Here is a 24,839-nt window from a genome sequence, read left to right as displayed (position 1 = left end):
AATGAGAGCGGAGCAGACACACCTGTTTGGCTCCGCCGTCACCCATAAACCGATGCAATCAACACGATTGCTAAAAAATCAGGAACTTAACAGCCATTTGATTTTGTCTCCTGCCTTGGCACGACTGATAATCACCGGCAGGACAAGCAATCCCTTAAAAATTCAGCAAGCTGCTCTGCCTAATATACGGAAAAAGCGGCAAAATTTTACCCGCCCCTTTCCTTTCTTTTGGCATCTACAATTCATTAACAATGTAATCTTTTGCATTCATGGCAGCGTGACGCCCTGAATTAACATTGTGAGCGCAGGCGGAACCGCCCAAGGTAATGGTATAAACACTGCGGTACTGCATGGTGCTGTCCATTCCTGAAATGTAAAGGCCAGGAATTTTTTCAAACTTCTCATCAATAACTTCAAATTTACGGTTAGAACCGACACCGCCAATACCAATCAGATTTGACGGATCCAGCCGAGCGATATAAAACGGTCCTTCTTCAATCGGAATCAGCATGTCCGCATCCTTGTTGAACTCTTCATCCTTGCCTTGGTGACAATAGTGATTGTAGCGTTTCATCGTATCAGCCACTGTATCTTTGGGCAGGTTAAAATGCTGTGCTAAATCTTCAATGCGGTCTTCTTTATACAAAGAATTGCCGTCATTGGTCCGAACAGCTTCTGCCAAAACTTCCTGAGCATTTTCAACCCCTTCGGTAATCTTATCATAAATAGCCTGATTGAAAATCTGATAGGTGTTTTTGGTTGAGTGGATAGCCATTCTTTGATAGAGCAGATTATATTTCTTAACATTTTCATTGACCAGCCGCACGCCCTCTTGGTTTACCCATACAACAGGACCGCCGGATGGCAGGGCCATAAAACCGTTAATAGGATCAATGTACAGGTGCACACCTTCGTGCGGCAGCGCCATGATATAATTCATCATGAATTCCGGTGATTCCAAAAGCATGTCCTTGGCACCCAGAGACATGGCCATCTTATAGCCGTCACCAGTATTACTTGGCATAGAGCAGTAATGCAGGTTTTCTGTTTGCCAGCCTTGCTTTGCAATCAGCTCTTCGCTGTGACCCACACCGCCTGTAGCAATCAAAGTTGCCTTGGCATTGATTTTTAAAATGCCGTCTTTATTTTGAGCATAGGCTCCGCGGACTGTGCCATTTTCATAAATCAGGCCCTGAGCGCTGGTTTCCAGCAAGAATTCGACGCCCAGTTTGTCAGCGTGTTCTTTCATATAAGGAACATAGCCGACAGAAGCAAACCCGCCTTTATACCAATGGAAGGTCGGAAACTGACAAGTTCCGTGGTAGTCATCCACAGATGTCAGCTGGACACCATGATCCACCAGCCAGTCAATATTGTCGGCCGAATTATTGACAAGATCAACCCAGAAAGAGCCGTCTACACGGTATTGCCCCAGCTCAGCTTCCCGCGCAATGATTTCTTCTTTATTGGCGTGAATGCCTGCTGCCTTTTGCATTTTAGTGTTGATGCCGAAAATCCCCTCAACACCGCCGCCATTGCCGGCAACAAAAGGCATCTTTTCAAGAACAGTCGTTTTCAGTCCCAGCTCACCGGCCTGAACGGCAGCTGCCAATCCTGAAATCCCTGCGCCAATAATCAGAAAATCGGTGTTTATTTCTTTATCAATCTTTTCAGGCGCTGTTCGCCACTCGCTGTAATCATCTGCAGTAGCGGCCTTTGAAGCTGCTGCAGATGCTTTGGAATTGCTAACAGAGCCAGAGACTGACTGATGATAATCGTCAGGGTTACCACCGGCCTGAGCAATCACCTCACCGACAGCTTTAACCAAGCCTTTGGACGTTGAAGTCGCACCGGAAATCGCATCAACCTCAAGGGTCTGCTCTCCAATCATCTGCTGTGTTAAACGCTTAATAACAGTATCCTCTAAACTATCCGGAATAATTTCCTTTTGTGGATTAATTTCTGCAAGTTTGCCCTCTTTAATAATAATTTCGTAAGGCGTTGTATTGCCTTCATAGCCTTCTGCAATCACCTTATAAGTTCCTGATTTTAACTGAGCCATGATAATTGTTCCTTTCAATATAATATAAAATAACCTCTAGCCAATTTTTACAACCGGCTTGATGACAGAACCATTTGCAGAATCTGCAAAAGCTTGATTGATGTCTTCAAAAGCATAATGTTTTACCAATTTGTCAATTGGAAATCGGCCTTGCTTATAGAAATCTACCAAACGCGGGATAAACATCTGAGGCACAGCATCACCTTCAACAACACCAATCAAAGATTTGCTGACAGACATAATTTCAGCATGAATATCAATAGGCATCTCCGGTGTTAAGCCTACGACAGCCAGTGTTCCCATAGGAATTAAAGCACGCAAAGCGGCACGCACAACAGCAGGTACTCCTGTTGTGTCAAGGCCATAGTCTGCTCCGCCTTCTGTGATTTCCTTAATGCGTTTCTCAAAGTCTTCAGTTTGGCTGTTAATCGTATGCGTAGCACCCAGCTCTTTTGCCAAAGCTAAACGGCTATCGTGAATATCTACCGCAATAATATTGGCACAGCCTGTTAGCTTAGCTCCCATAACGGCTGACAGCCCTACAGCTCCCGCTCCGTAAATAACGATGGATGTTCCAAATTCAGGCTTTAAACGATTTAAAACAGTACCGCTGCCCGTTTGAAAACCGCATCCTAAGCCTCCCAGCAAGCTAAGATCAACATCCTTATCTACCTTTACAGCACTCGTTTCTTTCACAACGGAATAAGTCGCAAAAGAGGCCTGTCCAAAGAAAGTAGACAACTCTTGGTTCCCTTGCTTTAAAGGTGTTGTCCCATCCGCAAACCGTCCGCCAAAATTTAACAGTCCGCTGCTGACACAATTGGCCGGATGTCCTTTTAGACAATTAACACAGTGATTGCAGTAAGCAAAGGATAAGACCACATGGTCCCCCGGCTTAACACTGGTGACAAACCTTCCCGTCTTTTCCACAATACCGGCGCCCTCATGTCCCAGCACCACCGGATAAGGTGTCATACCAATGTCTCTTCCCAAAGCATCTGTATGACAGATTCCGGCAGCTACGACTTTAACTAAGACTTCATCGTCTCTAGGTTCTCTCAGTTTTGCATCTTCAATCCGCAAGGTTTCCCCTTGCTCATGTGTTACGACAGCTTTTATTTTCATAGACTTCACCTCCTGACGTTATTATTATGAATAGGCGCTTCCTGACGCAGTCTCCTCCTTTCTCCATAAGTTTGTATGCGTTTTCACATTAAGTGTATCATTTTCTCTTATAATACTCAATGAATAATTGATTGAAACCGATAAAGACTGAAACACTTAAAATTACAATTACTGTTTCAAATATTTTTTGAAAAAAGCAACTGTCTTTTGCCAAGAATCGTTTGTATCTGCCATAACTTTGCTGTTTTCAGTCTTTTGGTAACGATGATTGGGCTGATAGGCAACCGTCATCATATGCCCGCAATTTTCATAAAACGCTGTCTGATAAGGATATTTAAAATTCTTGCTCTGCAACTGCTTCTTTATTTCTAAAACTGATTGGTAAGCATCCCATATTTCATCATTTTTTGATGCCAAAAGAAGCAAGGCTCCCTGTACATTTGCGGCAGGAATAAAACTATGAGAATCAAGAACTCTTAATGGTTTTTTCATAAACCGGCGTCTGAAAAAATCCCGCCATAAGAAAGGATGGTATGAAACTTCTCGGCCTTTACAAGTCCACGAAGATGTTTTAGAATTGCGCCAATTTTTAATACCTTCTAAACAAAGATGAGATGGAGAATTAAGCACCAAGCATTTAATATCAGAGTATCTGCTGGCTGCTAAAAGTGCAAATTCTGCTCCTTTTGAACGGCCATACATGCCAATTCTTTGCTTATCAACATAAGGCGATTCTTTTAAATAATCTAAGACTTCTCCAATGAGTTCAAGAGGTATTCGTTCCAAATACGGGCTAAGTCCCTCTAACCCAAAATAAGCAACGGCGATTGTCGTAAAACCATGGCTGGCTAACAGCTGAGCGATGTTTTGTGCTTTTTCAATTCGTCCATCACTTCCGCTTAAAACAATAATTGCTGGCCTTTTAGGACTGGCTTTACTGTAAAAAAGCCGTCCTTGACCTCTCTGAAACAGCAAATCCCTATGACTGATATCCGGACTTTGATAATAACGCTTAAAGGATTCCTGCCCTAGCAAATTTTGATCTTTAAGTACCTGTATCTGAATCTCATAAAATGGATTCAAAGGAATATTCTTTAACCCTGAAGCGAGTTTCATTTTCTTCTTCACTGCTACCTGGCAGCTTGCAAATAGATCCATAGCAGAAACAGGCTCTTTCCCATCAAAAGAAACAGCTGTATCCTCTGATAATACTAAACTCCCTTTGGAATCTGCCTGCATAACAGTTTCTGCTTGCCAGGGGATTTCAGTCGATAAGTCCATTGGAGCATTAATATTATAATAGTGTCTTAAAATCATTCTGACTTTTAGTTGACAATTGATTGGTAAATTTTTAATAGTCAGACTAAAAGGGCTGTCTGCCATATTATTTTCACTTTTGATGAAAAAAGTAACCATTTTTCTCCTTTGTTAAGTTGCTTAACAGTTTCTTTAAAAAAATTACCTTGATTTCCAAGGTAAGTCTTGCCAAATCATTTCCAGATCAGACATTAAGTGATCTAAATCAGTTAATAATGCTTCTGGATACGTCTGTAAAACTGTCAATATTTTTTCTTCTAAGTAATCATGTTGCTTTTGATGAAGCTTATATATTTCTTCTCCAGATGGTGTCAGAGATAAAAGAATTTCTTGACGATTATCCTTATTGGGGATTTTGAGCAAAAATCCTTTAGATTCTAACTTTGCAGTCATCTGAGTTACAGCACTGCGTGAAATTCCTTTTAATTGAGACAGAGTCACTAAATTAAGAGGCTGATTATCAGCAATACTGATAAGCGTATGTATTTCTGATAAATTAAGCTCTGGTACAGACTTTATATAATGCTGGCTTTTTTCCAGTTGAGCATAAGCTTTAAGAAACTGTTGAAATCTTTTATTAAAAGCAATCAGGAATTCTTTATCCATTACATTAACTCCTTTGTTAAGTATCTTAACAAATAGTAAAAAAATGTCAAGATAAATTTGATGTAAACGATGATTAAGCTGTTATAAAAAAACTCGGCTGCTCACGAGCAGCTGAGGGTCTGTCTGTTAATTGCGGTTGACGCGATGCCATTCATTGATAATATAGGCTATTTGGCAGAGCTGAGAATAGCCGACATCGTTGATTTCATCGTTTTCGGGAGTTGTACCCCCCAAACCGGCGGTATAAAGTGCGATCAAATAAGGTGTTTGTTCATAAACAAGAGCATCAATATTAAGAGCTTCACGGACATAACCCGGTTTTTGGCGGATGTCGATGTCTGGAAGATAGGTTTCATAGTAAAGCCCCGGGAAAGACTGACCTAAATAGCCGAGGATGTCAGCGTATTTATCCTGATGCTGCCACAGATGGCTTAAAACCTGAATATAGTAGTCTGTTGTCGTTTTATTGCCTTCTTGATCAATCGTTTTAACATCGCCTTTAGATTTGCCATAACGTTTAAACATCGGATAAACCTTATCAAAGCCTCCAAGAGCTTTAGCCATAGCATAGGCAGGGGTGTTTTCGGAATAAATCAGTGAGTACTCCTGCATTTCAGGAATGGTCATATCATCACCAAACTGGTTGCGGTAAGCTTGGTATTCGCCGATATATTCATACTCAAGATCTGTAATATCATAAGGCTGCTCTAAAGAAAGTTCTCCTTTCTTCACAGCATCCACTGCCAGCATATTTAAAGGCAGCTTATAAGTTGAACCTGCAGTCATTGGCTGTGCCTCATTCATGGCAATCACTTCACCGCTGGCTGTATTTTTATAGGAAAAAGCAACACAGGAATGATCAATTCCCCTTTCATTCAGATAGGTCTGAACGACTTGAGGAAGGGTCAAATTAGCGTAGTCATAGCGCAGTCCGATAGCGTCCATCGTTGCTGCGTCAGCATCCATGACCGCTTGTTTTTCTTCTGCTGTTTTTTCAACAACCTGAGGCGGCGTTTTCTTTTCTTTACTGTCATTTGCTGTTTCGCTGGTCTCACTAAGACTGGATGACGTTTTCGTTGATGAAGACCGGTTTTGCTTCATGATATTTTTAGATTGAAAGAAAAAACTACCCAATAATACTGCTAAAGCAAGAACCAGTACTGATACAATTAATTTTTTTCGATTCACAATTTTCTCCTGACCCTACCATTATAAAGGACTGACAGTGAAATGACAAGACTATTAAAAAAATTTCTTTAGTGTTTCAGCAGTTTTTAATCAGGAAAAAGTTTCACTCCATGCAACTGTGCTCAGAAAAACATTAAATCAACATCTGTTACTGCTGACTTAGGCACCTATTATGAATAATAAAAAGGGGCTGAGGTAAAATGCCTCAGTCCCTGCTAAATAATAGCGAAAAACTATTTTGCTGCTGCATAAAGTTCAGCAACCTTCTTCCACTCCTCAGTTCCATCGGCTAAACGCTCGATGTTACACGAGGCTGGGACAAAAGTCTCTCCTCCTTTAACTATTTACAATATAGCAGTTTGACGCAGTGGTTGATTGGAGGTCCTTATCCCTTGCTAGGCAAGTGATAGCGGCCATCCTAATCAACTGTGCGGAGGTGGGACGACAAAATCAAAATCGTAATGTCATTACGATTTACCGATTTTTGTCCCATACTCTAGAGGACTGACTAACGGCCAAAGGAGAAATTATCGTTCTCCTTTGGTCGTATCGCCAATTAATCTATTAAAAATTATTTTGCGATAGCTGCTGCATAAAGTTCAGCAACCTTGTTCCAATTGATTACTTCAAAGAAAGCTTTGATATAATCCGGACGAACATTGCGATACTTGAGATAATAAGCATGTTCCCAAACGTCAAGCGCTAAAATTGGCTTTAATCCCTGTGAAATCGGGGTATCTTGGTTGGCTGTTGACATTACTTCAAGCTTGCCTTCTGCGTTTACAACGAGCCAAGCCCAGCCTGAACCAAAGCGTGTTGCGGCTGCCTGAGTGAAAGCTGTCTTGAAGGCTTCAAATGAGCCGAAAGCTTCATCAATTGCTGCTGCTACTTCTGCAGTGATTTCTGTTTTTTCCGGTGAAAGAAGCTCCCAGAAAAGCGCATGGTTAAGGTGTCCGCCGCCATTGTTAATCAAAGCCTGACGGATATCCTCCGGAATTTGTTCAACATCAGCCAAAAGCACTTCTAAATTTTCACCAATTTCTGGATGTTTTTCAAGAGCTGCATTAGCATTTGCCACATAGGTAGCATGGTGTTTATCATGATGAAGAGTCATTGTTTCCGCGTCAATATAAGGTTCCAAAGCATCGTAAGCGTAAGGAAGATCTGGTAAAATAATTGCCATGTCAATTACCTCTTTTCTTTTTTAATACACCCTCATCATATCGTAAAACAATAGAGCTTACAACTATTCTGCTCATTGCCTTTCATGTACCATTTTCAAAATCGCCATATCAAACAAATAGTCCTTATCATAGACACCTCTTTTAATGTGATAATCCGCATCAATAAGATAAACCATAGCTTTCTTAAGAAAAGACAGCGGCAGGCTGCGGCTGTCTCTGACAGCAAATTTAACCTGATAAGGATTGACCCTTCTGCCTATAATGTCAGATAATTCCGCTACCATCTGCTGTTCTGTTTTCCCCCGACTGCCCAGTAATTTAACCTGAGTAAACATACGAAACTGTCCCAGCATAACAGCAATCAATTTGATTTCATCTTCTCCCTGCAGCCGCAAATCACGAATTAAATCACGCGCCTCATCTACCTTCCCCAACAAAACCAGCTGGGTCAGATCAAAAATATTATCCTGCAGCGTTTTAGGAATGGCCTGACGGATGTCTTGGCTGGTTACCCGACCGCCTGCTTTATAGGACTTCAGGAAGGTCAGATTCTTGTTTACCTCACTAAAATCAAAACCTGACTTGGCAAGCAGCTCTTCAAAAACACCGGACTCAAAAACCAAACCTTCCTTATGGGCCCGCTTTTGAAAATAGGTCCGAAGCTCTGCTTCCTTTAAAGGATTGGCTTCAAAAATCTGCGCATCCCGTTTCAGTAATTTAACTAGGCGTCTCTTGCCATCCAATTTCCCAAAAGCACATAAAATCAGCTTTGTACTTGCAAGAGGATTGGCTAAATAAGCTTCTAAGCGCTTCAATTCTTTATCATCAAGATAAGATTTTTTAGCCGTTGTAATATCGGCAACATTATCAAAAATGACTATTTTTTCATCAGCGAAAAAAGGCAGACTCTCCAAATCCATTTCAGCATCCTGATAAGCCGTTTCGGCCATATCAAAATAAGAATAATTCAAATCACTGGGTTCAAAACCAATTTGATTTAAAAAGAGTTCTTTCATCTGGCTGTACTGCCCAAAATCTTCTCCGGTTAAAACCGTAATGGGAGTAAGCTCGTCCTTTTTTAAACGTTCAATCATTTCTATAGCAATCATATCCTTATTATAGCAGAAAATAGCAAGGAGTATGACCTTCAGCTAAAGGCAGAAGAAAAAATTCCAAAACGTACTGAGACAAAGACTTAGGATCCCCTATTCAGACTGTCAGTTCAGCCTTACTGTTCAAAGCCTGCTTTATTGACAGTTTATGAATGTTCAGCAGACAAAAACTGCCTGCTGCTCAAACTTTCCAGATAAAAAGTAAAAGACTTGGGCAAACTGCTCCAAGTCTTATTAAACGGCTTATACTTACTGTTGCTGATTCGTCGGTGCCTGCGGCTGTACAGGTGCAGCAGGCTGAACGGTTGGCTGCTGCGGTGCCTGTCCTTGATAAGCATTAGGCGTTTGCGTTGGCTGCACAGGCTGTGCAGGTGCTTGATAAGGTTTTGTCGGCTGACACAGCAAAATAGTATAGAAAATATTTGCGAATCCAACAAGAACAAATACAATAGCACGCAAGAAAGGCACAAACAGGAGCAATGAGAAGACTGCTGCTCCTACGGGAATAAAAATAAGTGACCAGTGAAAACCAGCATCACGCAAGCGGCGAACAGAAATAGCTAAGTTCGGTACTAAAATGGCCAAATAAAAGAGAAGAACAATAACTGTAAGAATAATAATATCAACAGTAAAAAGATTTGGTGTCGTATCAACCATTAAGGATTCCATGTCTCCATTGTAAACCCTTCCCATATATTCATAATAATTGAAATAATAAATGGATGTAATTGCAGAAGCGAAAGGCATTACAAGCAAGACATTGCACAGAAGTGCCCACCAATAATCAGTTCGGCTGGTTCGGCCTGTAAAATTGACATAGTTCGTCCAGAATTTTTTATAAGCTGTAAACATAGGTAAACTCCCTTACTATTTTTTACTCTACCAGAATACCACAATTTCATCAGGAAAACAAGAACACCTCTGTCTCCCTACTCGGGACGCAGCCAGCAGCAAGCCTGTCACAGACTATTCAAAAGCCACTTCTTCCTACAAGACCAGTTATGATTAAAAATCCGGCAACCCATTTACCAGTAAAATCAGCTTCAATCAACAAAGACACCATGAGAGCATCGGCAGCAGTTTTATCTTTATTTCACCGTTTCAAGCGTCCAAGTTTTGATTCCTTTAAAACGAAGGGCACCGTTCTGATCTGTCCGATAAATCCGGCTCTTAATCTTAGTCAAACGCCTTAAAGTCTCTTGATGCGGGTGCTTGTAGCGATTGTTTTTTCCTGCAGAAATAAGGGTTACTTGAGGGCTGAGCTGTTTTAAAAACTCAGCAGAAGAAGAGCTTTTAGAACCATGGTGTCCTGCCTTTAAAACATCGGCCGTCAGAGCGGGATAAGCTCCAAGCAATCGTTCTTCTCCTTCTTTTTCCAAATCACCTGTAAAAAGAAAGCTCAGATTTAAAAGTTTGCCATAAAGAACCACAGAATCATTATTCCCTCCATCTCCTGTTTTAAAAGGATAGAGTACCTGCAGCTGACTGCCCATGATAGGCAGGCTGTCTCCAGCTCTAAGAACAGCTGCTTTAAGCTGCAGCTTCTTTAGTTTTGCTGCAAAATTCTCATTAGCCAAACTGCCCGGACTGACTAAAACCTGTCCGATTTTAAATGTTTTTGCAACAATTTCTATATCGCCTATATGATCGCTATCTGTGTGGGTGAGAACCAGTTGATCAATCTTACTGACACCGCGGCTTTTCAAATAAGGAATCAGGGTTCGCTCCGCATTAGCACTGCTTGTGCGCTGCTGCCACTCAGCCGGCTTAGCAAAAGGCACTCGGCCTCCTACATCAATTAGAATTGTCTTTCCTTTTATATCCCGCAAAAAAATGCTGTCGCCCTGTCCGACATCAACCATGGTAACCTCATTAGTTAAAGGATTTTTTGCAATCAAAAATGATAAAGCAAGAAAGGCAGTCAATAGAGCGGCTAAGAGCCTTTTCTTTCGATAATCATGCAACAGTGCCATAGTCAGCAAAATAATCACTAACAGCCACAAAGACGGTTTCCCCAGAATCAAAGGACGGCTGAAAATCTGATTGATATAAACAATAAATCGCTCTAGCATAATGAAAAATAAATTAACATTTGCCAATAATATAAAAGGTGATAAAAAGAAAACGATGGTTAAAACCGGCAGGAGAAGACCATCAAACGCAAGGGAAAAAACCGCTGTTAAAAAGACTGAAAGAGGCTGAAAACTGCTAAAATACCACATCAGAAGCGGCAGCACACCCAAAGACAAGGTCAGCATCTGAGCACCCCATCGCTTGGGCTGGGACAAGTGCTTAAAATCAATCATGCTTAAAATAAAAGCATAGGCAAAACTGAGCACTCCGCCTGCTGTTAAGAGAAAATGCGGCATGATAACAAACATGGTAAATACGGTCACTGCAAAAGTGTCCATCTTTGTAAAACCAAAGTTAGACAGATTACTCTGCAGCAGACTGCGGACAACAGATACTGAAAAACCTGTCAGCCCGGCATAGATGACAGAAAAAGGCAGCTGCAGCCAGTTCATATAATCCCGTCTCACACCTAAACGCAGACCCAGGTAGCGAAAATTACCGATAAAAAAGCCTACCTGCATGCCTGATAGTGCAAAAAGATGGATGATCCCCAAACTGGTATAAATGTCACTCATTTCATCAAAAGACCTATCCAAATGACCAAAAAGCAAGCCGGTCATGTAATGGCGCATAGGAATCGGGAACTTTTGACTGACAAACACCAAGAGCCGCCGCCGCTGCTCATGCAGCCTATCAAAAAAAGTTAAGCCTTGCTCGGGCCTTATTTTTTCTATTTTTTCAACATTCACCAGGCGGTAGATCTTTTGTGTTTTTAAGTAGCTGCGATAATCAAACCCGCCAAAATTCCGTGTCTGCTCAGCTTTATGCACATCAGCAGCAACCTTAATAAGACTTGTTTTCCAGAGGTTCTCAAAGTATTGTTTTTCTTTCTGAGATTTTAAGGTGTAAAAAGCTTGATAAGTGCGGTGCTCTGATTTTCCCTGAAAACTGAGGCTGTCGCCATTAACACTGATAGTATCCGGAATAATTCTAAGTTCTTCAATTTGCTTGGGCGCGTGTTGATAGTCAGACTCTGCTTTCTGGTAAGAAAGATAAAAATAAAGCCCAAAAAACAGCAAAAATAAGAATGTTTTGAAGCAGGTTTTCCGATCATACTGCACAAAAAGAAAAATTAAACTTAAAAAAACTAAGGAGACAGTTACTAAAGAAAAACGATAGATTAAAAAATAAATCAAAATAGTTAAAAATGCTAGATACACAGGCTTTAACGGTAATTTAATCAACACTCACCATGTCTTTCAGTTTTTCAAAGGTTTTGTCTCCAATGCCGGAAATATTTTTCAGATCTTCTATGGACTGAAAACTGCCGTTTGTCTCACGATAATCAATAATGTCCTGCGCCCGTTTTTCACCGATACCGGATATGGTCTGCAGATCAGCAAGGCTGGCTGTGTTTAGATTAATCTTATCATTTGCTGCGGCCTCAGAGCTGCTTGCCTGACTGGCTGCTTCTTTCTGAGGATTGCCAATGACACTGATGTTTTCTCCGACTGATGCAACGTAAATAACAGCCTCATCCTGCAGCTTTTGCGCAAGGTTGACTGATTTGCGGTCTGCTTTTTCAGAAAAACCGCCGGCCCTCTCAATAAGCTCATTAACTCGGCTGTCAGCCGGCAGGCGGTAGACTCCTTGGTTTTTTACTGCACCCTTGACATCAACCATTATTGTTGAAGCTGCTTGCGCCTTCCTTTTATTTTTCGAATGGGCTGGTACACTTGTTGCTGAAAAAGTCTGCTCCTGTGACTGCGGCCAATTGCTTTGTCCCTCTTTTTCGCTTGAAGAAAGAAAATAAAAACCCAGTCCCAGAGCAGCAAAAACAGCGACTGCCGTAAGAAGCCACTTATTGTCTCTGAATTTATCCAGCATTTCTTCTATCATATAATCCTCCTTACTTCTTTATTCGCAGAATAAAGAAAAAACCTACCTTGAGGTAAGTTTTTTACATTATTTTAAATTTTTTTCCCTATGTTTTTCAGGATTCCAGACAAAACTTGCAAACCAAGAAAAGATATAAGTCAACCCCAGTATAACGACTACCAACAGCATAGCAGGCAGGCGGTAAATCAAGCTCCACCAGCTTGGACGGCTGTCATCCTTGAAAGATGCAGTTTCGGCATCCATCTGAGCAAATTCCTTTTCAATACGATGCGAAACCTTTTCAATTCCGTTGTTATTCATGCGCTTGATGTCCGAAATATCAATAGGATTTCCAAAAGTCACATCAATCCTATCGTGCTTAAGAAGACCCTTGATTGAAGTAGGGCCGGCATAGGCTGCCGGCATGATTTTGACCTTGCTGGTTTTTGCAATAACAGCAACACCTCCCTTGACATCAGAAGAGTGGCGGCTGCCGCTTGGAAACATAATAAGAGAACGATCGCTCTTTCTAAGCATTTTCACAGGATAGCGAATGGCTTCCGTTCCCGGATTTTCCCGATCAATAGGAAAAGCTCCGCACATGCGGATCCACCAGCCAAAGGCACGATTTCTAAAGAGTTCCTTTTTGGCCATGAAAATAAATTGCTTGGGACGAGCTGCAAAAGCCAGAAAAATAGGATCCCACAGCGTACGGTGAGGCGCCACCAAAACATAATTTTCATCTTGAGGCAAAAGCTTATTCCGATGATGATAGTGAATGTTGCCGTTAGCTGCCCAAATTAAAAAGACCAGCAGAGAGCGCAGATACGTGTAAAGCACTGAAAATTCTCCTTTATTTAAGATACAAAGGGCATGAAGAAAGCGAGAAGAAAATAGAACCCTAGCGCCATGCGCTGGCGCATCAGGCAGGCTGTCTTTTTCTCGACGCTTTTAGCCCGTATTCAATTTTGATAACACAGTAATGATTTCATTATATCAAAATTTAACATTTTTGACAGAAGAATTATTCCAGAGCTGCCATTTGATTTATCGTTAAACTATTTGTCAGACTTCTGAAAAACTATTGCGTATGACAAGAATTTCGACACCCGTGACAGATTGAAGCGACAGACAAGGCATTATTTTTTTGCTATAATAAGTCCTATGAAAACTCCTCTTTTAAAGAAAAAAGAGCGGATTGATCAGCTCTTTTCTACCGATGTCAAAATTATTCAAAATAAAGACGTCTTTTCTTATTCTATTGACAGTGTCCTGCTCTCTCGTTTTCCAAAATTTCCATCCAAAGGTTTGATTGTGGACCTTTGCTCAGGCAACGGAGCCGTCGGACTATTTGCTTCAACTAAAACCAAGGCTAAAATTGTTGAAATTGAAATTCAAAAACGGCTGGCTGATATGGGCCAACGCTCAATCGAACTCAACCAGCTGCAAAACCAAGTCAGTATGATTAACGACGACTTAAAAAATCTCATGAACCATGTTCCCCGCTCCAAAGTCGATCTCATCCTTTGCAATCCGCCTTATTTTAAAGCAAGCGAGACATCTAAAAAGAATGCCAGCAGGCACTACCTTTTAGCTCGCCATGAAATCACAACTAATCTTGACGAGATTTGCCGCATCAGCCAGCAGGCGCTTAAAACCAAGGGGCGGCTGGCGATTGTACATCGTCCTGATCGCTTCCTTGAAATCATTGATACTTTGAAAAAATACAAACTGGCGCCAAAACGCATCCAGTTTGTCTACCCTAAGGCTGACAAAGAAGCTAACATGCTTTTGATTGAAGCGATTAAAGATGGAGCTATCGATGGTATGAAATTTTTGCCACCTTTGATTGTTCATAAGGATAATGGTGATTATACCGACGAGATTCACGATATTTACTTTGGCAAGGATCACAAGGCCTATATGTATGTTCTCAAATGTGCTGACGGCAGCCTCTACACGGGTTACACGACCGATATTGACAAACGTTTGGCCGCCCATCAGGCAGGCAAGGGCGCCAAATATACCAAAGCCAGACTGCCGGTTGAATTGGTCTACTTTGAAACATTTAACCACAAAAATGCTGCCATGAGTGCCGAAGCAAAATTTAAACAAAAAACACGTCAGGAAAAGCTGGATTATATCGCAAAACATACTAAATAAGACTAGAACAGGCGCACTACGCCTGTTTCTTTCTTAATTGGGTACATCTTTTCCAGAAAAATTTTGAAAAAAATGCACTCACAAAATCAGAGGCCTAAACGTGAACGAGTTTTTCCAGCGCACAAATTATCACATAAAAAACCTCCTGAAACACATGTTTCAGGAAAGTTTGCCTATTTACCAGTCACCCTTATTGCGAATAGTGAAGCCGCTTTTCTTTTCAGAAGTCATGAAAAAGAAGATAGCCATCAATGATTTTTATCTTTCTTTATCCACCTGACAATACCAGCAAACAGCAATACTGTTATTAAACCACAAGCTATAAGTGCTGCTGTACTGGCAACTGTCCCAGATATAGCATCAACTCTATATAGCAGCCGCATAATTGAAACGACTGTAAGTATAATCAGCAGCGAGGATTCAATTCTAATCAGGGAAGTCAGTTGATTGTCAACTGTTCGTAAAAAACTAGGAAGCAGCAGTAAAGTAGTAATAATCAAAAATAAATTAGAAAATGTCTCTTCTCCATTATTGAATGGCCAAATCATTAACAAATTAGCTATAATATTCAAAGATGAACAAAAAATAAACGACCATTTTTTTGTCATTATCTATACCTCAAATGATTGAAAATACTATCATCAAATCATTTTAATCTAATGTTGCTGCACCGTAACCTATCATTCCTCCTGCAGCAGCACATGTAAGTAGATATGCACCACCGAGTCCCCATCCAATTGGACCAGAAACTGCACAAAGCCCCATTGTTGCAGCACCATAGGTAGCGACACCAGAAAGTATAGAGTCCACACCATCTCCAGCCTCCAAAGTAGCGAGTAATTGATTATCTGCAACCTCAAAGTTATCAAAGGCCGCTGAATCTAATGTTACTGTGTTCATAAAATGTCCTCCTAAAATTTCACATAAGCTTATCAGCTTACAAGTTTTTTATTTTCACAAGATTCCTAAGGAAGCATGAAATGTTTCTAAAAGTTTCCCTGTGAAAACTACACATCTATTCTAGTGCTTAATTTTCTCTTATTCAAGGGAATTTGGCTTATTTAATGAAATCGATAATAAACCATAAAAAAAGAGCAAATTTTCAGACTATTTTCTTAAGCTATTAACTTAATTTGAAATTTATCAAAAAACTCTCCTGAAATACACGTTTCAAGAGAGTTTGACTGCTTATCTGTCACCCTTATTGCGAATGGTGAAGCCGCTTTGTTTTTCGCTGGAAGTACGATGCGGACGTTTATTGCTCTTGTTTTCAAAATCCTTGCGGTTCTTGTTGGATACGCGCTTGAATTCACGGCGATTCTTATCTCGATTGCGGCCATCGTTGCGGCTGCGCCGGCCTCCGCGGCGGTCATCACGGCGGCGTCCGCTGCCGCCCTTGCCGCCGCCAAATTTAAAGGGCAGCGGTTTTTCTTTGGCAATTTCGACCTTAGGCATCATTTCCGGATCTTGAACGGTCAGAGTCAGGATATACTGCGCCAGCTCTTCCGATGAAAATTCAGCAGCTAATTTTTGAGCATCATCTGTGAATTTTTCAAAATTAGAACGGATTTTATCATCTTCAAAGTCACGTTCAATTTTCTTAAGAGCAACTTTCTTAGTAGCACGAAAGGCTTCCTCTGCAGTAGCTGGTTTCATCCCTTTCATGCGTTTTTTGGTCAGATTTTCAATGATTTGCAGGTAGCCCATTTCATTTGGCGAAACAAACGTAATGGACTGCCCGTGTCTGCCGGCACGGCCCGTACGGCCGATACGGTGAACATAGCTTTCCGGATCCTGAGGAATATCATAATTATAGACATGAGTGACACCCGAGATATCGAGTCCGCGTGCAGCAACATCTGTCGCAACCAGAATATCAAGCGTATCGTTTTTAAAATCACGAAGAACACGCAGGCGTTTCCCCTGATCCAAATCACCGTGAATACCTTCTGCACGGTAGCCCCGCAATTTTAAGCCGCGGGTCAATTCGTCCACTCGGCGCTTGGTCCGGCCAAATACAATCGCAAGGTCAGGCTGCTCCACATCTATGAGACGCGTCATGGTATCAAACTTTTCATGTTCCTTGACACGGACATAATATTGGTCAACAAGATCGGTTGTCAGTTCCTTAGCGGCAATTCTGACATGCTCTGGATTTTTCATAAACTGCACGCCGATGCGCTTAATAGCCTCCGGCATGGTTGCTGAAAATAAGAGAGTCTGACGTGTCTCCGGAACACGGGAGATAATTGCCTCAATATCCTCTAAAAAGCCCATATTAAGCATTTCATCGGCTTCATCAAGGATTAAGGTTTCAACATGATCCAGTTTAAGCGCCTTGCGCTTAATCAAATCAAGCAGGCGTCCCGGCGTACCGACAACAATATGGGCACCTGATTTCAGAGCTTTAATCTGCTTTTCAATACTGGAGCCGCCGTAAACTGAACGCACCTTAACACCTTTTTCACGGCCGAAACGAAACAGCTCTTCCTGACTTTGAACAGCCAGCTCACGTGTTGGAGCAATTACAAGCGCCTGCACCAAGTTGCTGGCAATATCAATCTTATTTAAAGTCGGCAGGCCAAAAGCCGCTGTTTTCCCGGTTCCTGTCTGAGCCTGACCAATAACATCTTTTCCTTCCAAAGCCAGAGGAATAGTCAATTCTTGGATAGGTGAGGGCTCAGTAAAGCCGGCTTTTTCAACAGCCGAAAGAATGTCTTCTGTTAGGTTTAATTCTGTAAATTTCAATGGTTTCTCTTTCTAAAAGGCAGTGCGAAGCTGCCTTATTAAACGTATTAGTATGTGCAACCTAATTATTATAACATAAATAGCATAAATTGATAGTTTTTTAGTTTTGAAAGAAACAATAATCCGTTTTCAAAACTAAAAACCTCCGGAAAGTGACGCCGTGTTTACTGCACTGCTTTCCGGAGGCTTGTTATTAAGCAAAGAGAACATAGCGGCGGATACCGCTGTAAGAAACATAGCTGAGCCATTGATGACCGTCTGCGGTCAGAACCTTATCGTAATTAATGCTTTCACCTGCTCTAAATGTGAATTGGGTCGGGCTGGACATTTTAGCTGCATTTTTCACACTGACTTCCTTGGTAAAGGTATAGGTGCCTTGGGCAGGAAGATTTGGTTTTGCTGGTGCCGGCTGACTGGATTGGCCGCTATTCTTTGATGAAAGTACAGCTATTGGAGCATAGCGGCGAATACCGCTGTAGGATACGTAGCTGATCCATTGATGGCCGTCAGTTTCTAGGACCTTGTCATAAAAGACCTTATCTCCCTTATTAAAGAAGAACTGGGTTGGGCTGGACATTCTGGCTTCATTTTTAACATCTGTCTTGGCTGTGAAAGTATAGGTTCCGGAAGCCGGAAGAGTTAACTTAGCCGGTGCTGATGGAGATGGTTTAGCTGTTTCAATAGTCGTTGCAGCAGTTCCGACGCCAATCTGCTGACCGCTGCTCAGCAGGTAATAGAGGTGAACATGATATTTACCAGTGTTATTTTTATGTTCGCTGATTTTTACAGTAACCTTATAATTGCCATCTGCTGCTTTAGCTGCCTTATACCAAACAATATCATCCTGACCGCTTTGGTCTGACCAGACAGGAACTCTGACTTCTTTAATAGTTTGATTGCTTGAAACCTTAGAAATCAGAACATCAAACTGCTGAGCAGTCTTATTTTGAATGTTAATGCTGCCGGCTGCTTGCGGAGCTGCTGGTTTTGGCTGCGGTTTGGCTGGTGAGGTCAGCGAAGCAATAACCACATAGCGGCGGATACCGCTGTAAGAAATGTAGCTGATCCATTGGTGATTATCCGCAGTCATAATCTTATCATAATAAACTTGGTCACCCTTATAAAAGGAGAATTGGGTCGGACTGGACATTTTAGGCTGATTTTTCACATCTGCCTGCTTGGTAAAATGATAAGTTCCGGAAGCCGGAAGAGATGGTTTCGTATCTGCAGGTTTTGGCACTGCAGGTACAGAAGACGTTACCCCGATTGGAGCGTAGCGGCGAGTGCCGCTGTAGGAAATATAACTTAACCATTGATGTCCGTCAGTATTCAGAACTTTGTCATAATAGACCTTATCTCCCGCATTAAAGAAGAATTGGGTTGTACTGGACATTTTAGGTTGATTTTTGACGGGCGTTTGTTTTTTAAAGGTATAGTTGCCTTGGGGCGCAAGAGAAACTGCTGAAGCGACTGTCGTTTTTTTCACAGGCTGCTGAACTGCTTTGACACTGACCTTACTGCTAGTGCGAGCTGGGGTGCTGACCGCAGACTTGCTGCTTACAGGAGCAGGCTTTTCTACTGGCTGAGCAGCCGGTTTAACCTCGCTTGTCATAGCAGAAGCTTTGACTTCGCTGACTGGTTTTGAGGAGACAGCAGAAGGATTTTCAGGAGCGGGGCTGACAGCAGTGCTCGTGTTAGCTGCAGGAACCTCTGCTGTTTGCCTGCTGGTTTCTGCTTCAGCTGTCCTGACAGGTTCATTTTCAGGCTGAACAGCAGCAACTGATGCTGTCTGACTGTCTTGATTAGCTTCAGTTTCAGAAACAGCTGGCTGAGTCACCGTCGTTTCAGCTGTTGAAAGCGGACTTGTCACTTCATCTGCAGAAATATTTTGAGCACCTAGAAACAAGAGACAGCCAATAAGAACAGAAGCCGCTCCAAACGAATATTTACGGATTGAAAAACGCTGTGCCTGATGATCTAAATAATTTCTTTTCATGATTTTCTCCTTCTATCCACTTGAGTTTCAGCAAGGATCCCTGCCGTTTAACGGAGCTGCCTAGCTGATTTTTAAAAGTAAGCACGTCTTAAGATTACTTTTTACATCTTCATTGTAACATAAAAGAAATATAACGCAATATAAATGTAATAATTGAAATATTGTTTGACCTAATCTCACCAATAACAAGCAAGACTAAAACCTCTGTACGCTTTTGCCGCACTCTTTTTCAGCATACTCATCAGTAGAAGAACCTTTTTATCCACTTGTCAATAAATAAAAAGCCGAAACATCTGTCTCGGCCCTTTATTTAAGACACATCAGTGTCCTTTTTTCTTTTGACGGCGCTTTTCTTGCTTTTGCTGATATTTAAGAGCTTTTGCAGCATCGCGCTCCTCTTTGCTTTGCAATCTGCGCTCCTTTTTCAGGCTGTCATGAATCTCCTGCATAGCTATTTGCGCTCTAGTCGAAGTTACAACAGGCTTTCTTTTTGCCTTATTCATTTCTCGCTGCATGCGCTTGGGATTGCTTTTCTTTGGCGAAAGAGCTGAGCTGTCTGTACTCACATGTGTATTGATATGATCATACCTGCTCTGCCATTTTCCCAAATCTCGATAAATAAAAGCAAGGATATCTTCATCTTTGGGTTCCTTACCAAAAACATAGCGAAAAGCCTTGTACTGCCCTTTAACATCAGCGTATTCTATCAGGGCAGCCCAAAAGGCACCGTCAAAATAAACTGTCATTTTCATGCCAGTCCCTCCAAACTAAGAAACCAAAAAGGTTGATTCCTTTTCGGTTAATAATATTGTAACTGGTATGGGACGACCTTGGAGGGAAGGTTACTGACATCTCACGATGCTTACAGACTACCAACTGCAATGTGTTTTTATACCGCTTCTATTATAGCAAAAAATAAAGTACGGGCAAATGAACCAAGAATTTATCATACAAAATCTCTGCTGCTAAGGCTGTCTGGAGAGATTGAATCTGACCAGCAGCACGGCTAAAGCCAAACTGATTGTAAATAAAATAACAATCAGCAGCTGACTGTCTGCTATTGCCGGCCAGCTGAGCAAAAAACCTGCCGCCAGCACTCCCAGAAGAGCAATGACTAAGGACTTGGTAAAGCTGTGGCTGGCTTTATTAAATTTTTGAATACCGTAAATGCCAAGCAGCAGCAGAAAAATACCCAGATAAAGCAAGCAGACAGCAAAACTGTTCTGAGCCTCCTGACGCTCCAGAAAACCAAGCGACACTGTCACAAAACTCAATCCAAAAAAAATAGGATAGTGCCAGTAAATCAAACTATTAACAGCATATTCCTGCGTTTCCAAATCCAGCATGTGGTCAATCTCCACAATATAGACCATAAAAAGACTGGCAACAGAGACAAAGATTAAGAAAGATGACAAACCAAGGTGATTGGGAGCAAAGTAATCTGCAATACCGATAATCATTTCACCAAAAGTGATGATAACCAGAAGAGACAGGCGCTCAGCAAGGTGAGGAAAACTGACAGGCGTAACCCGTTCGTTGATGACTTCCGTTTTATTGTTTGCCAGAATTCCCGGCAAAATCCATGTTGCAATTACACTGACTGCAGCAACGATTAAACCAAACCTGTAAGGAAGAAATAAGGCAATCAGCAGTCCCAGCGAACGGCTGCTCAAAATATAAAAAAAGCGTATAATCAAGGCTTTGTCTGCCGGATTGTCAGTCTTAAAATACTGGGTAACATACTGCAGCAAAAGCAAAAAAGAAATAACCGCAAAAGGCCCGTAAAAATAAAGAAAGCTTCGATGATTAAACTCACCTGTTATCGAAGTTAAAGAAATCAAGAGCATGCTCATCTGCGCAAACATAAATAAAATATTGGTCAGTGAGTTTTTACCGAAACGGTTGGTAAAGACGGTCTGAACCATCCATGAATTAATCATAATCACCATACCGATGGCAAAAGCCCAAAAGGACGCAAAAGGAACAACTCCTCCATGAACATGGTGAATCAGAGCTGTCTCCTTGCTGATTCCATAGACAAAAACCAAGTCATAAAAGAGCTCTGTCAGTTCAACTTTTTTGTGCTTAATAAGTGCAGTCATAAATCCTCCAAAATAGTTAGTACCTTATCATCTCAGTCCTGCTGCTTAATCGGGTAAAAATCGGCTTAGCTCCTCAGCAAAATGAGGGTATCTTTGCACAGCAATCTGCGAAAAATCAGCCATAATATCGGATAAGGTAATATTAGCCATGGCCTTTTCAGCCGCTTCTTGTATTTCTTGATATCTGGCAGTCAAAACTTCTTGAACACCACTTGCGATGACACAGTCGGCATTGGTATTTCTGTCTACCTGCAGCAGGGTATTATTGGCCGGCAGGCTGTCAAAAATATCTAACAGGGTAATCTCTGAACTGTCTTTTGCCAACCGTGGCTGAGCCTTGCCGCGCTGACTGACAATCAAGCCTGCTCTTCTCAGATTGCCCATGATTTTACGGACATTGGAAGCATTGGTTTGAACGCTGGCTGCAATCATTTCACTTTTTAAAAAATCAGGATTGTTGGTACAGGACACATAAACCATGATATGGATGGCATCGCTGAATTGTACGGACTGTTTCATTTTGCTCCTTTCTAAAATTAATTTTTTCTTGAATTATTATATCAGAAAAGAAGAAAAATGGTGTATATAATGAAAATACATCTACAAACTGTAAAGCTGCCGGCCGACCTTATTATTGTTACATAACATAAACTGAACAAACCTGTTGTGTGTTCTCTAGGCAAAATCAAAATCAGCAAATTTATCCTGTCAAGACCGGCAGCGGATGAGATTTTTTAGCTCAAATTCATTTTGACAAAAAAAGAACTGAACATATCAGTTCTTAATTTTTGATGTAAGAATAATCAGAAGTTTTATCCTTAAAGATTGCTTTACATCTTTTCTTCCAATTCAACATCCGGATATTTATCAGCAAACCAGCGCAGGGCAAAGTCATTTTCAAAGAGAAAGACAGGCTGATCAAAACGGTCACGCGCCAAGATATTGCGGCTGGAAGACATCCGCTCATCCAGATCTTCTTCCTTAATCCAGCGAACAGTCTTTTTGCCCATTGATGTCATGACAACTTCTGCATTGTATTCGTTCTCCATCCGGTGTTTGAAAACTTCAAACTGCAGCTGGCCGACCGCTCCCAGCATATATTCACCTGTCTGGTAATTTGTATAAAGCTGGATAGCTCCTTCCTGCACCAGCTGTTCAATCCCTTTATGAAAGGACTTTTGCTTCATGACATTTTTAGCTGCTACTTTCATAAATAATTCCGGCGTAAAGGTTGGCAGCGGTTCAAACTCAAACTTGTTCTTACCGACTGTCAAAGTATCGCCAACCTGATAGGTGCCTGTATCATAAACCCCGATAATATCACCGGCAACGGCATTGGTAACATTTTCCCTGCTTTCTGCCATGAATTGAGTAACATTTGACAGTTTGACATTTTTGCCGGTTCTGCTAAGGTTCACTGACATACCGCGTTCAAATTCTCCGGATACAATACGGACAAAGGCGATCCGGTCACGGTGTCTTGGATCCATGTTAGCCTGAATTTTAAAAACAAAGCCGGAAAAATCCTTATTGAGCGGATCAATCACACTTCCTTCGGTTGTTTTGTGCCCATGCGGCTCAGGCGCAAATTCCAAAAAGGTATCTAAGAATGTCTGAACACCGAAATTAGTCAGGGCAGAGCCAAAGAAGACAGGGGTCAGCTCTCCTTTTAAAACGGCTTCTCTTGAAAATTCATTGCCTGCTTCCTGCAGCAATTCGACATCTTCTAAGACCTGCTCATAAAAGGGGTTATTGGCAAAAAGCTTTGCTCCTTTGTCAAAATCCGCAAAACGCTCATCGCCTTTGTAGAGCTCCAAACGCTGATTATACAGGTCATAAAGGCCCTCAAAAGATTTTCCCATACCGATAGGCCAATTCATAGGGTAGGAAGCAATTCCCAGAACTTCTTCCAGTTCTTCCAAGAGATCAAGCGGCTCACGGCCGTCACGGTCTAATTTGTTCATAAAGGTAAATACCGGAATACCGCGGTGTTTAACAACTTCAAACAGTTTTTTGGTCTGTGCCTCAATCCCCTTAGCCGAATCCACAACCATGACCGCGGCATCTACTGCCATGAGGGTCCGATAGGTGTCTTCTGAAAAGTCTTCGTGCCCCGGTGTATCAAGGATATTGACACGCTTGCCCGCATAATCAAACTGCATAACAGATGATGTTACTGAAATACCGCGCTGCTTTTCAATGTCCATCCAGTCTGATTTCGCAAAGGTTCCCGTTTTTTTCCCTTTAACCGTTCCTGCTTCACGAATTTCACCGCCAAAATAAAGCAGCTGCTCGGTAATTGTCGTTTTCCCCGCATCCGGGTGGCTGATGATGGCAAACGTTCGGCGTTTTTTGATTTCTTCTTGTAAATTCATAAGTCCTCTTTTTAGTTAATTGTATACAATTCTTTGATGCTTATCAGAGATGCATTTTTAATGATAATCACTCTGCTGTTTCCAAGCATACCAACCCTACTAGTATACTTAATTTTCAGCTTTTTTTCAATCATCTTCAAAATCCGGCGGCTGTAAAAAACAAAAGAGCTGTTTTAATCAGCTCTTTTGCCTGTACATTCTTTAAAAAACGGCTGTCTTTTCCTTTACCCTTTTGAAAATCTCATCAATCAGGAGCAGCATAGCAATTAAAACCAGAGACACTGCTGTGTAGCGTACCCATAAAGCACTCTGAGTGATGAAAGGGGTATAGCGCAGAATCCCGTAGTTACCACCAGTTACTTTATTGACCAGAACCAAGAAGAGATTGAGCACCAGCGTATAAACAGTTATACTGCGCCGGCTGAGCAAGCGGCTGTCATAGTGACTGAGCAGATAAACCAAACCATTAACCAATAGCGCATAATGTCCGGCAATAAAAGAAAAAGCGGTAATATGGGGAAAATCATAGGCATCCATGATGGGATAGCCCAAAGCAAAAATGGCTCCGCTTGTCCCCATCAAAGCAAAATACTGTTTGAGCTTTGTCCTATCAGGCAGCAGCAACAGAGCAAACATTGCCAGCCTGCAGTGGTAGAGCGGCAGACTGTTGGAAAGCGGAACAGCCGCAAACCCATACCAGGCATAAAGAGCTATCAGCTGAAAAGCTTGAAGGAGTATAAAAGCCTTAGTGTAAATAGGATTTTGATAATACTTAACAGAAATATAAATCAATGCAAACAGCACTGCCATCATCACAAGATACCACAAAAGAGAAATCTCGGGCGGCTGAGTCTGCTGAGAGGTTAAAAATGCCTTCATCCTGTCCTTTCTATGTATCTTTTATAAAGGC

Annotated in this window: 21 protein-coding genes; 1 reads left to right on the top strand and 20 read right to left on the bottom strand. The window is 41.6% G+C overall.

Annotation, left to right across the window (positions count from 1 at the left end; translation table 11 throughout):
- Positions 1-235 precede the first annotated feature (235 nt).
- From AC4HAF_RS08665 to AC4HAF_RS08615, 11 genes are all read right to left on the bottom strand, one after another.
- Complete coding sequence (locus AC4HAF_RS08665) at positions 236-2,062, bottom strand: FAD-dependent oxidoreductase (protein WP_491097436.1); 1,827 nt, start codon at positions 2,060-2,062, stop codon at positions 236-238.
- Between the two features lie 36 nt (positions 2,063-2,098).
- Complete coding sequence (locus AC4HAF_RS08660) at positions 2,099-3,187, bottom strand: NAD(P)-dependent alcohol dehydrogenase (protein WP_491097435.1); 1,089 nt, start codon at positions 3,185-3,187, stop codon at positions 2,099-2,101.
- 168 nt (positions 3,188-3,355) lie between these two features.
- A complete protein-coding gene (locus AC4HAF_RS08655; RefSeq protein WP_491097434.1) occupies positions 3,356-4,603 on the bottom strand; it encodes an acyl-CoA thioesterase/bile acid-CoA:amino acid N-acyltransferase family protein in 1,248 nt (415 codons plus the stop codon).
- Between the two features lie 42 nt (positions 4,604-4,645).
- Positions 4,646-5,110, bottom strand: coding sequence for a MarR family transcriptional regulator (locus AC4HAF_RS08650; RefSeq protein WP_491097433.1), 465 nt, complete (start codon positions 5,108-5,110; stop codon positions 4,646-4,648).
- Positions 5,111-5,236: 126 nt separating this feature from the next.
- Entirely contained in the window at positions 5,237-6,298 is a 1,062-nt protein-coding gene (locus tag AC4HAF_RS08645) for a serine hydrolase (RefSeq protein WP_491097432.1), read from the bottom strand.
- Between the two features lie 571 nt (positions 6,299-6,869).
- Positions 6,870-7,481: a superoxide dismutase SodA gene (gene sodA / locus AC4HAF_RS08640; RefSeq protein ID WP_491097431.1), complete on the bottom strand. Its 612-nt coding sequence runs from the start codon at positions 7,479-7,481 to the stop codon at positions 6,870-6,872.
- A gap of 72 nt (positions 7,482-7,553) precedes the next feature.
- Positions 7,554-8,591 (bottom strand): DNA polymerase III subunit delta, encoded by a 1,038-nt coding sequence (gene holA / locus AC4HAF_RS08635; protein WP_491097430.1) that lies wholly within the window; start codon positions 8,589-8,591, stop codon positions 7,554-7,556.
- 252 nt (positions 8,592-8,843) lie between these two features.
- Positions 8,844-9,446 (bottom strand): DUF805 domain-containing protein, encoded by a 603-nt coding sequence (locus AC4HAF_RS08630; RefSeq protein WP_491097429.1) that lies wholly within the window; start codon positions 9,444-9,446, stop codon positions 8,844-8,846.
- A 236-nt stretch (positions 9,447-9,682) separates the two neighbouring features.
- The gene (locus AC4HAF_RS08625) at positions 9,683-11,914 is read right to left on the bottom strand and encodes a DNA internalization-related competence protein ComEC/Rec2 (protein ID WP_491097428.1); all 2,232 of its coding nucleotides are present in this window, start codon (positions 11,912-11,914) and stop codon (positions 9,683-9,685) included.
- Positions 11,904-12,566 carry a helix-hairpin-helix domain-containing protein gene (locus AC4HAF_RS08620; RefSeq protein WP_491097427.1) on the bottom strand — a complete coding sequence of 221 codons (663 nt, stop codon included), beginning with the start codon at positions 12,564-12,566 and terminating at the stop codon, positions 11,904-11,906. The genes AC4HAF_RS08625 and AC4HAF_RS08620 overlap by 11 nt, the downstream gene beginning before the upstream one ends.
- A 66-nt stretch (positions 12,567-12,632) precedes the next feature.
- Entirely contained in the window at positions 12,633-13,385 is a 753-nt protein-coding gene (locus tag AC4HAF_RS08615; RefSeq protein ID WP_491097426.1) for a lysophospholipid acyltransferase family protein, read from the bottom strand.
- A gap of 324 nt (positions 13,386-13,709) precedes the next feature.
- Between AC4HAF_RS08615 and AC4HAF_RS08610 the strand changes: the two genes are divergently transcribed.
- A complete protein-coding gene (locus tag AC4HAF_RS08610) occupies positions 13,710-14,708 on the top strand; it encodes a GIY-YIG nuclease family protein (RefSeq protein WP_491097425.1) in 999 nt (332 codons plus the stop codon).
- A gap of 248 nt (positions 14,709-14,956) precedes the next feature.
- Here AC4HAF_RS08610 and AC4HAF_RS08605 read toward each other — a convergent pair whose 3' ends face one another.
- From AC4HAF_RS08605 to AC4HAF_RS08565, 9 genes are all read right to left on the bottom strand, one after another.
- Positions 14,957-15,316 (bottom strand): hypothetical protein, encoded by a 360-nt coding sequence (locus tag AC4HAF_RS08605; protein WP_491097424.1) that lies wholly within the window; start codon positions 15,314-15,316, stop codon positions 14,957-14,959.
- 43 nt (positions 15,317-15,359) lie between these two features.
- Positions 15,360-15,608: a bacteriocin-type signal sequence gene (locus AC4HAF_RS08600; protein ID WP_491097423.1), complete on the bottom strand. Its 249-nt coding sequence runs from the start codon at positions 15,606-15,608 to the stop codon at positions 15,360-15,362.
- Positions 15,609-15,896: 288 nt separating this feature from the next.
- Complete coding sequence (gene cshA, locus AC4HAF_RS08595) at positions 15,897-17,456, bottom strand: degradosome RNA helicase CshA (protein WP_491097422.1); 1,560 nt, start codon at positions 17,454-17,456, stop codon at positions 15,897-15,899.
- A 193-nt stretch (positions 17,457-17,649) separates the two neighbouring features.
- Positions 17,650-19,452 (bottom strand): SH3 domain-containing protein, encoded by a 1,803-nt coding sequence (locus tag AC4HAF_RS08590; protein WP_491097421.1) that lies wholly within the window; start codon positions 19,450-19,452, stop codon positions 17,650-17,652.
- 320 nt (positions 19,453-19,772) lie between these two features.
- Positions 19,773-20,204, bottom strand: a complete 432-nt coding sequence (locus AC4HAF_RS08585; RefSeq protein WP_491097420.1) for a YjdF family protein — start codon at positions 20,202-20,204, stop codon at positions 19,773-19,775.
- 213 nt (positions 20,205-20,417) lie between these two features.
- On the bottom strand, positions 20,418-21,554 hold the full coding sequence (locus AC4HAF_RS08580; RefSeq protein ID WP_491097419.1) for a low temperature requirement protein A: 1,137 nt from the start codon (positions 21,552-21,554) through the stop codon (positions 20,418-20,420).
- Positions 21,555-21,599: 45 nt separating this feature from the next.
- On the bottom strand, positions 21,600-22,073 hold the full coding sequence (locus tag AC4HAF_RS08575) for an Rrf2 family transcriptional regulator (RefSeq protein ID WP_491091484.1): 474 nt from the start codon (positions 22,071-22,073) through the stop codon (positions 21,600-21,602).
- 311 nt (positions 22,074-22,384) lie between these two features.
- The gene (locus tag AC4HAF_RS08570) at positions 22,385-23,929 is read right to left on the bottom strand and encodes a peptide chain release factor 3 (RefSeq protein WP_491097418.1); all 1,545 of its coding nucleotides are present in this window, start codon (positions 23,927-23,929) and stop codon (positions 22,385-22,387) included.
- Positions 23,930-24,130: 201 nt separating this feature from the next.
- Positions 24,131-24,808, bottom strand: a complete 678-nt coding sequence (locus AC4HAF_RS08565; RefSeq protein WP_491091486.1) for a YwaF family protein — start codon at positions 24,806-24,808, stop codon at positions 24,131-24,133.
- Between the last annotated feature and the right edge of the window lie 31 nt (positions 24,809-24,839).

The organism is Streptococcus sp. ELY_90, assembly GCF_058314475.1.
The sequence above is the reverse complement of the archived record's forward strand: the minus strand, read 5'-3'. Positions and strand labels throughout refer to the sequence as shown.

What these genes read in the sequence shown, in the direction of transcription:
- AC4HAF_RS08610 (WP_491097425.1), top strand. Translation starts at nt 13,710, where the DNA reads ATGAAAACTCCTCTTTTAAAGAAAAAAGAGCGGATTGATCAGCTCTTT.
- AC4HAF_RS08655 (WP_491097434.1), bottom strand. Translation starts at nt 4,603, where the DNA reads ATGGTTACTTTTTTCATCAAAAGTGAAAATAATATGGCAGACAGCCCT.
- AC4HAF_RS08620 (WP_491097427.1), bottom strand. Translation starts at nt 12,566, where the DNA reads ATGATAGAAGAAATGCTGGATAAATTCAGAGACAATAAGTGGCTTCTT.
- AC4HAF_RS08580 (WP_491097419.1), bottom strand. Translation starts at nt 21,554, where the DNA reads ATGACTGCACTTATTAAGCACAAAAAAGTTGAACTGACAGAGCTCTTT.
- AC4HAF_RS08600 (WP_491097423.1), bottom strand. Translation starts at nt 15,608, where the DNA reads ATGAACACAGTAACATTAGATTCAGCGGCCTTTGATAACTTTGAGGTT.
- AC4HAF_RS08570 (WP_491097418.1), bottom strand. Translation starts at nt 23,929, where the DNA reads ATGAATTTACAAGAAGAAATCAAAAAACGCCGAACGTTTGCCATCATC.
- AC4HAF_RS08660 (WP_491097435.1), bottom strand. Translation starts at nt 3,187, where the DNA reads ATGAAAATAAAAGCTGTCGTAACACATGAGCAAGGGGAAACCTTGCGG.
- AC4HAF_RS08650 (WP_491097433.1), bottom strand. Translation starts at nt 5,110, where the DNA reads ATGGATAAAGAATTCCTGATTGCTTTTAATAAAAGATTTCAACAGTTT.
- AC4HAF_RS08665 (WP_491097436.1), bottom strand. Translation starts at nt 2,062, where the DNA reads ATGGCTCAGTTAAAATCAGGAACTTATAAGGTGATTGCAGAAGGCTAT.
- AC4HAF_RS08605 (WP_491097424.1), bottom strand. Translation starts at nt 15,316, where the DNA reads ATGACAAAAAAATGGTCGTTTATTTTTTGTTCATCTTTGAATATTATA.
- sodA (WP_491097431.1), bottom strand. Translation starts at nt 7,481, where the DNA reads ATGGCAATTATTTTACCAGATCTTCCTTACGCTTACGATGCTTTGGAA.
- holA (WP_491097430.1), bottom strand. Translation starts at nt 8,591, where the DNA reads ATGATTGCTATAGAAATGATTGAACGTTTAAAAAAGGACGAGCTTACT.
- AC4HAF_RS08585 (WP_491097420.1), bottom strand. Translation starts at nt 20,204, where the DNA reads ATGAAAATGACAGTTTATTTTGACGGTGCCTTTTGGGCTGCCCTGATA.
- AC4HAF_RS08565 (WP_491091486.1), bottom strand. Translation starts at nt 24,808, where the DNA reads ATGAAGGCATTTTTAACCTCTCAGCAGACTCAGCCGCCCGAGATTTCT.
- AC4HAF_RS08575 (WP_491091484.1), bottom strand. Translation starts at nt 22,073, where the DNA reads ATGAAACAGTCCGTACAATTCAGCGATGCCATCCATATCATGGTTTAT.
- AC4HAF_RS08590 (WP_491097421.1), bottom strand. Translation starts at nt 19,452, where the DNA reads ATGAAAAGAAATTATTTAGATCATCAGGCACAGCGTTTTTCAATCCGT.
- AC4HAF_RS08630 (WP_491097429.1), bottom strand. Translation starts at nt 9,446, where the DNA reads ATGTTTACAGCTTATAAAAAATTCTGGACGAACTATGTCAATTTTACA.